This is a genomic window from Streptomyces sp. NPDC025618 (genome assembly GCF_055558795.1).
Genome location: NZ_JBVHLW010000084.1, coordinates 1 through 7,758, shown reverse-complemented (window position 1 = coordinate 7,758; position 7,758 = coordinate 1). Strand labels below are relative to the sequence as shown.

At 66.3% G+C, this 7,758-nt stretch carries 7 protein-coding genes; 2 read left to right on the top strand and 5 right to left on the bottom strand.

From position 1 onward, the window contains the following. Positions 1-336: 336 nt before the first annotated feature. The 5 genes from ACZ4A5_RS31400 to ACZ4A5_RS31380 all read right to left on the bottom strand — a co-directional run bounded on the left by ACZ4A5_RS31400 (position 337) and on the right by ACZ4A5_RS31380 (position 5,828). On the bottom strand, positions 337-570 hold the full coding sequence (locus ACZ4A5_RS31400; protein ID WP_467591734.1) for a hypothetical protein: 234 nt from the start codon (positions 568-570) through the stop codon (positions 337-339). A 410-nt stretch (positions 571-980) separates the two neighbouring features. Next, positions 981-3,248, bottom strand: coding sequence for a DnaB-like helicase C-terminal domain-containing protein (locus ACZ4A5_RS31395; protein WP_467591731.1), 2,268 nt, complete (start codon positions 3,246-3,248; stop codon positions 981-983). A gap of 303 nt (positions 3,249-3,551) precedes the next feature. Continuing rightward, positions 3,552-3,917 carry a hypothetical protein gene (locus ACZ4A5_RS31390; protein WP_467591728.1) on the bottom strand — a complete coding sequence of 122 codons (366 nt, stop codon included), beginning with the start codon at positions 3,915-3,917 and terminating at the stop codon, positions 3,552-3,554. 118 nt (positions 3,918-4,035) lie between these two features. Further along, positions 4,036-4,578 (bottom strand): flavoprotein, encoded by a 543-nt coding sequence (locus ACZ4A5_RS31385; protein ID WP_467591725.1) that lies wholly within the window; start codon positions 4,576-4,578, stop codon positions 4,036-4,038. After that, positions 4,575-5,828, bottom strand: a complete 1,254-nt coding sequence (locus tag ACZ4A5_RS31380) for a helix-turn-helix transcriptional regulator (RefSeq protein ID WP_467591722.1) — start codon at positions 5,826-5,828, stop codon at positions 4,575-4,577. Before ACZ4A5_RS31380 ends, ACZ4A5_RS31385 begins: the two co-directional genes overlap by 4 nt. A 78-nt stretch (positions 5,829-5,906) precedes the next feature. Between ACZ4A5_RS31380 and ACZ4A5_RS31375 the strand changes: the two genes are divergently transcribed. Together ACZ4A5_RS31375 and ACZ4A5_RS31370 are read left to right on the top strand one after the other, a co-directional pair. Further along, positions 5,907-6,296 carry a DUF6415 family natural product biosynthesis protein gene (locus ACZ4A5_RS31375; protein WP_467591719.1) on the top strand — a complete coding sequence of 130 codons (390 nt, stop codon included), beginning with the start codon at positions 5,907-5,909 and terminating at the stop codon, positions 6,294-6,296. Between the two features lie 544 nt (positions 6,297-6,840). Next, the gene (locus ACZ4A5_RS31370; protein ID WP_467591716.1) at positions 6,841-7,668 is read left to right on the top strand and encodes a hypothetical protein; all 828 of its coding nucleotides are present in this window, start codon (positions 6,841-6,843) and stop codon (positions 7,666-7,668) included. Positions 7,669-7,758: the final 90 nt, after the last annotated feature.

Below are 7,758 nucleotides of genomic sequence, written 5' to 3'. Positions count from 1 at the left end.
ACGTACCGATCCTCAGCGCAAGGGCGCCGAACCCGGACCACTAAGAATATGACGGTAGTTCAGACGTGGGCGCTGCCGATCGCGCGCCGGTCAGCTTCGCAGCCGCGGAGCGCAGCCGCTGCGCGGCTTGTGGAGGTTGCGGGGCCTGCGGCCCGCCTTGTCTGTAATGCCGCTGCGCGGCACTACAGACAAAAGCGCGCTGCGCGCGCTTCGGCCAGCCAAAGAAATCCGGGCGGCTCCAATCTGGGCACCGCGAGAACTCGGATTTATCGACTTGTCATCAGATTATCGAGGCCAGTGGAGTTGCTTATTGACCTTCATCAGTATTTTCTATTTCTAGAAAACGAATCCAATATGTGCGACTTCGTAGTACAGCTCTGGTGGTGAGTCAATTTCGCTGGCATAGTCTATCCAGGCTGTATCGAGGGCTGTTTCTTCGCTCGATGACCACGCGTCGATCAGGTTGTCCCAACTGCGTTGGCTGGGGCGGATTTCGCGTTCGCTGGCTTCTTTTTGTGCACCCTGAGCCTGCTTGTGAACATCTCGCCAGTCGACGGGTGTGATGCTCATCCGCCTGCCGTAGGCGCGTTCCTTGAGTTGAGGTGCGATGGCTTCGCGGACGGCAGATGGGGGGGTGCGTCCAGTCCTCTTCCAGTTGGTGGCACGGAGTTGCCAGTAGGCTTGATTGATGCGTTGTCGGCTGGCGGAGCTTGGGGTGCGGGATTTCCACCCACGACGAGTACGCCGAGGAATTCCGACGTGGTCCATGGCCTCGCGTCCGCCCTTACGGCTATTGAGGTACGCCAGTTGGGTCCGAACACCGGGTGAGATTTCCGAGGGTGGTGTGACGTCTCCGCTTTCCATCAAGTCGAGGGTTTCGGAGTTGAGTTGTTCGCCGAATGTAGTGCCACCGCTATCGGGACCACGCCCCCAGCTGCCCAGTGGTCCACCGGTGTGTGGCTGCCGTGGCCGGCTGCGTGTCATCTCTCACCCTTTCGTGAAGTCTTCTTGACCTTGATCTGATTCAGTGCGCGTCCCTCCGTGAACAACGGCTTGCCATTCCAGCGGGCTTCCCATACATCACCGGCGAGGTGGAGTTCATCCGTGCCACCGGCCTGGACAACCGTCAGGCCTGCTTGCTGTGCTCGGATTGCCTTGCGCCGCAGATTGGAGAATGCTTGTCCCCGGATGATGTGCTGCCATTCGGGTCGCCTCAGTTCATGATTCTTACGGCTGTCGCCCATGGTGGAAACCAACTTGGCGTACATTGTGGCAATGTACGTCTTCGTGAGGTCATCTCCTTCGGAGATGGCGTGCATGCGGGCCTCATTGAGCACATAGACGAGCGTCTTGAAGAGGGATGTGCTGCCCTTTGCAACGTAAGCCTCTCTGATCACCGGCGGTGCGCACAGTTCTCCGTACGACGACGAGGCGAAGTCTTTCAGGCTCAGCAGCACCGATGTCGGTACCCATAGTGTGCCGGGTGTCTCCCGGTCATCCCCGAGGGGGTGAGGAAGCCCAGGTTGTTCCCAGTCGACCGGATCGATCCTGCAGATCCCCGAAAAGTCCGGGCCTTTCCCGTAGTTGGCCAGGTCCTCCCATCCTTCCGGGTTATGGACGATCGTACGGACAGGAAGATGTGCGGACTGGAGCGCGGCAAGATAGGCAGCGTTAACGTCGAGTTCGGTCACCTCTGTACCGTCGGGCACTGCAGTGTTGATGAATTTCGGGCGGGCTTCCCACACCTCGTCTGCGTTGTCGCGCCGCTTACGGATCAGCACGTCAGGCAACTTCGGGTAGGTCGTGTGCTGATAGTTCGCCTCTACCCGTGTCGCCTCGAACAGCTCCATCACGTCAGAAATCGCGGAACCGCCGTCGCCTGCCAGCGCCTTCAGAGTCTCGTCGACATCACCGCCGTTCTTCTCCAGGGCACGGGCCACCCGGTCGGCGACGAAATCGGACAGGCCCGCCTTCGCAGAGCCAAGGCCACGCCGCTGCTGCGGTGCCGGACCTTTACCGGACACAGGGTTCTGCGCTTCGGTGGCTTCCGCGGCAGGCTGATGCTGTTGGGACACTGGTGGAGTGGGAGCCTGGACAGGGCTGACAAGGCGTTCGGTGAAGCGGGCGTAAGGCAGTTCGGCACGCAGCCGAGTGGTGGCCTGGGGGCCGAAGTCTCGTTCAGCGATGTCGATGCGGGCGTCCTCCCCGGTGCGGCTCAGAGTGAGAGTGATGTCTGGGTCCAGTGCGGCCACCACGTCGGGGAGGTCGGTATCGAGCGCGGCCAGGACCGGGACGTGCCGGGTCCTGGCCAGGCGGGCAAGAACCCGTGCGGCGGCGGGGAGTGCAGGGCCGGAGAGAGGAACCGCAGCATCGTGGGCATATTGCAGGCGGTCGACGACCACCAGAGCCAAACCGCCGACATCCGGGGCTGTCTGTGCGATGACGTCAGCGGACAGACCAGTGCCGTCGTCGATGTGGAGAGGAGTGCCAGCGAGGCGGGCTCTCATTTCGGCGGCGGCCTGTTCCTCGACGGCGGTCGGGGTACCAGCGCGCAGGCGGCGATAGTCCACGGGAGCCTCCGCGGCGATGATCCGTGCTGCTACGTCCGCCCGGGTCAGTCCTGACGCCGCGTAGAGCACCGGGAGCTGCCGTGCGAGGGCGGTATGGCGGGCGGCAGCGGCGGCGAGCAGGCTCCCGCCAGCGCCCGGGGCGGCAGCGACCAGTGTCAGCGTGCCCGGTCTGAGGCCTCCGCCCAGTGCCTGGTCAAGAGCAGGCAGCCCGAAGGAGACCGTCTGCCCGCCCGGTCCGGCTGCGCCAGGTGTCAGGACCTCGTCCAAAACGTCATCCAGGGCCGTCAGACGGCGCACGGTCATGGCTGCATCGGCAGACTGGGCGATGGATGCGGCTGCCGGGTCGCCGGTGGGGGTTACGGGGAGCAGGACCGCGGCAGGCGTGCGGTGGTGTAGGAGCAACTGCGGAGTGCCGGCTGCTGCGGCAGTCAGCAGGTCGCCCAGTTTCTTGCGCGCGGTGGTGACCGACGTGACCGGCAGAGCGGGCAGTTGGGCTTGCCAGGCTGCGTCGAGGTGGCTCAGTGGTGAGAGTACGGCACGCTTGGTACCGCGGCCGATCAGTGCAGACCGGCCGGCAGCGGCGGCCTCCACCAGGTCGTACAGGGCCTTACGTGCCTCGTCGATACCCCACCGTCGCGCCGGTCCCTCGGCGGTGGTGCCTGGCGTGTCATCGGCCATGTCTGGATCCTCTCCCACAACAGAAAACACGTAAGAGGCGTAAGAGTATAGGTGCGGGAGGCCCCGATGGGCGCACAATGACCGTTACTCTTACGGGCGCAGTCAGGCAAATCTTACGGCTTCCGGGTTGCAGAGCTCCCTCGCTGCCAGACGGTGAGACCAGCGGTCACCTGACATCCTTCCAGAGCAGTGCACCGGCCTGACCGGGTGTAGGAGACCTAGCCACAGCGCGGCGCGGCGATCCAGCAGCGGCTCGTCGAAGGGGACACAGCCGAGTGCATCGGTGACGGGCCCTTCTTCGCATCACGGCACGCCACCGAACCGGGCGAGCCGCCGGACGAGGCAACGACGATACTCCGGGCCTATGCGCCTGTACGCACCGAAGCCCGCGTTGATGTGAGCGCCGATGGGCAGCAGCGGGCCGGGAGTGCGCAGTATTCCCAGTACCAGTTGCCTATGCCGGAAGCTGGCGTGAGGGTCCTTGCCCGGGGCACAACTGATTGTCACCGGCGGCCAGGGCGTCGCAGCCGTCCAGCGCGCATTGCCGGACTGCCCACGGCTCAGCTGCGTCTTGTCCATTTCGAGCACGGCGGCGAGACCCTGTTGCTGCTCGCCCGTACGGCTCATAAGCGCTGCGACCGTCAGCCGCAGCAACTCTTCAGTGCTCATCGATATGCCCCTTACTACAACGGGAATCCCGCACCTCTGCTGCCTCTTTTGCGGCATAGGTGCGGGATCAGGGCATGCGTTGTCATTTCATGGCGTGGCTGTTCGGGCCAGCGCAGGATTACGGGAGCGCGTTGACGGCGGCCTTCCACGGGTACACGTCAAGGTTTCCCTGGCGCGGTTTGTGGGGGATGAATCCGCCGTCGCCGAGCAGCACGGTGACACCTGCCTGCCGCAGGATTTCGACGTTGCGGTCGACGGCTGGGTGGCGGCCCTGGGCGTCGTTCCAGTGGGGCAGCGCGACGATGGGCAGGCTCAGGCCGATGCCTTCGGTGATGAGGCCGAGGGCGAGGGTGTCGCTGATGCCGGCGGCCCATTTGTTGAGGGTGTTGGACGTCAGCGGGGCGACCAGAAGCGCGTCCGGGGCGGGCAGCACGTCGGTCTCGGACGGAAGTTTGTACTGGTGGCGGACAGGGTGGCCGGTGAGTTCGCGGAGCCGGTCGAGTTCGCCTTCGGTGTCCTCGGCGGCCCACCGGTGGGCGGAGGGGGTCAGGATGGTGCAGACATCCCAGCCGGCGGTCTGCGCGGCGTAGATGCCGACCGCGAGGCGGCTGACGGGCGGGGCGGCACAGGCGATCAGGTACAGGGTGCGGGTCGTGGTCATCCGGGCAGTCCACAGCGGTCGGCGAGCGCCCGCAACCGTCCCTCTGCGCTGCCGGTTCCGAGGAGGCGCAGATCCTCGACGAGTTGGCGGGTGCGCGGGCGGCAGTGCACTTCTTCGGCCGCCTCGTGCTCAGCTTCCAGCAGCACGGTGACGGCTTCCTCGCGTCGACCGGCCTGGGTGTAGGCACGGGCAAGGTCGGTGAGGTGGTGGGCGCGGCGCTCCCGGGGAAGCGCTGCGCGGGCGGGTGCGGGAATGTTCTGAGCGACGGCGACGGCGTCGGCCCCTTGGGAGAGCTGGACGTGTGAGGCGACACGGTACAGGCTCACATTCGTCGGCCCGAACGCGGTCCACAGCCGGTTGTCATCAACGCCGAGCCGGGTGGCGTGCTCGTCGGCCTGGTCGAGGAGGCCGGGCACCGCGGCCTCCGCCGAGGCTGCGCACGGTTCGTCCTGCCCGGCGGCCGCGGCCTGCGCCATGGCCGCCTTCAGATAGAGCATGCCAAGCACGCTCAGCCCGTCCGGACCACGGGCCAGCAGTTCGCTTTCGAGGCGTGCGGCCGCGGCGCCGGCGAAGGAGGCGGCGGCCCGTGCCTGGCCGTGGTGGGTCATGGCGTCCGCGAGATGCCGCGCGGCGGACGCCATGATGACCACGTCGCCGGACCGTTCGGCGGCCGCGACCGCACGGTGGGCGGCAAGGCAGGCGAGGTCGCTGTCTCCGTACTTGATGGCGGCGGCTTCCGCGAGTTCCAGTACGAGGGAGAGCACCCGGAACGCGGCAAGCTGGTCGTCGCCCCGGTGCCGCGCGGCCGCATGGTTGGCGTCGATCAGCAACTCGGGCACCAGACGGCCCAGACTCGCGAAGTGCCCGCCCTGGAACGCGCTGCGGCTGTACGCCAAGCTGCGGCGCAGCAGCTCGACCGGCTGCGGGCCGGCGGCGCTCCCGTCACAGGTGCCGGTGATGACGTCATGGCGCTGAAGAGCGGCACGGATCGCCTCGATCTCGCACGGACCCGCGCACTCGGCCAGACTGCCCCCGGGCACGGTGTCGGACAGCAGCCGCTCGATCGGGACCTCCAGCACCCGGGCGGCACGCTCCAGCACCGACAGCCGCGGATCCGACTGCCGCTTGCCGCCCTCCAGATCCTGCACCCAGCGCCTGGACTGCCCCATGAGCGCCCCGAAATCCGCCTGCGTCATACGACGGCGCTCACGCCACCACCTGATACGGCGGCCAATGCCCTGAACGTCCATAGCTGCTCCGGAAGTTCGGAGAACAATGCACGCACTGTGCGTGCCCTGCTACCGGTATACCGCGAATACGGTCCGCCCATGACCCAGTCCGAACCCACGCAGACCATCGATCTCACCCAGCTCACGACACTGATGACCGGCGACCACATGCCACTCGATCTGGTGACCATCCGCGCCACCGCCCGCCGCGCCCTGACCGAACGCATCCAGGCCCTCCCGCGTGCCGATGAGATCCGCGAACTCACCCTCGCACTGCGCGGGCACGTGGAAGAGATGCTCACCGAGGCGCGGGAACACTCCGGACAGCTCGAACCCGGAACCACCCCGTGGTACCGCTGGACAGCACTCGCCGAACGCACCTGCACCGAACTCGACACCGGCCCCGGAAGGGGCCTGTACTCCGCCTTCGTCCACATGCAAAACCTCGCCCGATACACCATCTACCTCGCTGACTACCTTGACGAGTAGCACCAGATCAGCCCCCTCCGCTTCTTCGCGCGTGGCCTGGCGTTCCCTTCACCAGGTGGCCGTCGTCTTCTTCGTCGCGCGGCTGGCCTTCCACCAGCTTCGGCCGCCCCACCTGCACTGCCCCTGCAGTCAGTGCATTTGCTCCCATCGATGCATGCCTGTTGCCAATGTCCTCGGGGGCCCTGCGACTTCCAGGCGGGAGACCGGAGTTGGCTGGATCCGGTTGCAAAGTCGTGCAGTAGCTGCTGAACCTGCTGTCCGGGGAGGCCGCTGTCGGGCTTCCGTACAGCAGGTGCGGCTTGTTCTTGCTGTCACGTCGAGGAGGAAAACGATTCTGCGGTGAGGTGGTGTCAGTCCGGTCCGCGACGATGCGTGCATGAGTCTCACCTCGTCCCTCAAGGACCCCGCCTCTGCGATGTCCCGGTTCCTCGCTGAACACCTCCCCCGGCCCGGCGCTGTCCTGGCTGACTTACGCCGGCGTCTGGCTCCCTGCAGCGCCCCCGTAGCCCCTGATGCCGGACCGGGGAAACGGCCGGACTATCCGATGCTCGGCCACACCATCGACCACCGGCTCCGCATCACTCTGGGCGCTCCCACGGGACAGCCGATCAGTGAAGGTGTCCTGCGGGCCGTCATTGATGACCAGGGGTGGCCCGCTCCCGAGGTCATCGCCACCGTGCAGGCAGCCGGCACGGAACTGCTGGCAGAACTGCGCCGGCACGAAGCCAGCGCCGGGCAGCCGCTGGCTCTCGAGGCAAAGGCCGAGGACCGGTTGATCCGCCTGTGCCATCTCGCCTCCAGCTTCGAAGCCATCTACCGCTGCGGCGGCTGGATCCACGGCAACAGCCTCGGCTTCTGTGCGCCTGGAGCGACCCTGGATGACCTCGCAGATGCGGTTCCGGGCTACGTCGTCGACGACATCCGCCGGCAGATGGCCCTCGCTGGTGGCCCCGGGCCCTTCACCGGCTTCCGGGCTCTTCCTGCGCACAAGCGCATCTGCGGGCCGGTTTTCGGCGGCTCCGCCCACGTGGGCGGAGCGGACGCCGACTTCATCCTCGGCGGTGCACTCATCGACTGCAAGGCAACGATCCGCCCTCAGCGCCTGGGACGCGCCGAGGTCTACCAACTCGCCGGCTACCTTCTCCTCGACTACAGCGACGACTACGCCATCGACACGGTAGGGCTGTACCTCTCACGCCAGGGTGCGCTGATCGACTGGGCAGTGCCGGACTTCCTCAGCCTGCTCGGGTCATCCCATGGGCTGCCCGTACTCCGAGCAGCGTGTCAGCACGCTCTCACCGACGGGGCCGAAGGCGCTGCAGCACCGCCGGCGGAACAGCCACACGCTGTCCCCCGCCCCCGCCCTAACTGATGGTTTCAGAATGAGTTCGGTGTAGGGGCTTGGCGGTTGGGTGTTGTTTCGGCAGGCTCTGTTGGGTGTCTGCTGATCTCGTGCCTGATG

Coding starts and splice junctions, on each gene's coding strand:
- ACZ4A5_RS31400 (WP_467591734.1), bottom strand. CDS start 570: ATGAGCATCACACCCGTCGACTGGCGAGATGTTCACAAGCAGGCTCAG.
- ACZ4A5_RS31395 (WP_467591731.1), bottom strand. CDS start 3,248: ATGGCCGATGACACGCCAGGCACCACCGCCGAGGGACCGGCGCGACGG.
- ACZ4A5_RS31390 (WP_467591728.1), bottom strand. CDS start 3,917: ATGAGCACTGAAGAGTTGCTGCGGCTGACGGTCGCAGCGCTTATGAGC.
- ACZ4A5_RS31385 (WP_467591725.1), bottom strand. CDS start 4,578: ATGACCACGACCCGCACCCTGTACCTGATCGCCTGTGCCGCCCCGCCC.
- ACZ4A5_RS31380 (WP_467591722.1), bottom strand. CDS start 5,828: ATGGACGTTCAGGGCATTGGCCGCCGTATCAGGTGGTGGCGTGAGCGC.
- ACZ4A5_RS31375 (WP_467591719.1), top strand. CDS start 5,907: ATGACCCAGTCCGAACCCACGCAGACCATCGATCTCACCCAGCTCACG.
- ACZ4A5_RS31370 (WP_467591716.1), top strand. CDS start 6,841: ATGCTCGGCCACACCATCGACCACCGGCTCCGCATCACTCTGGGCGCT.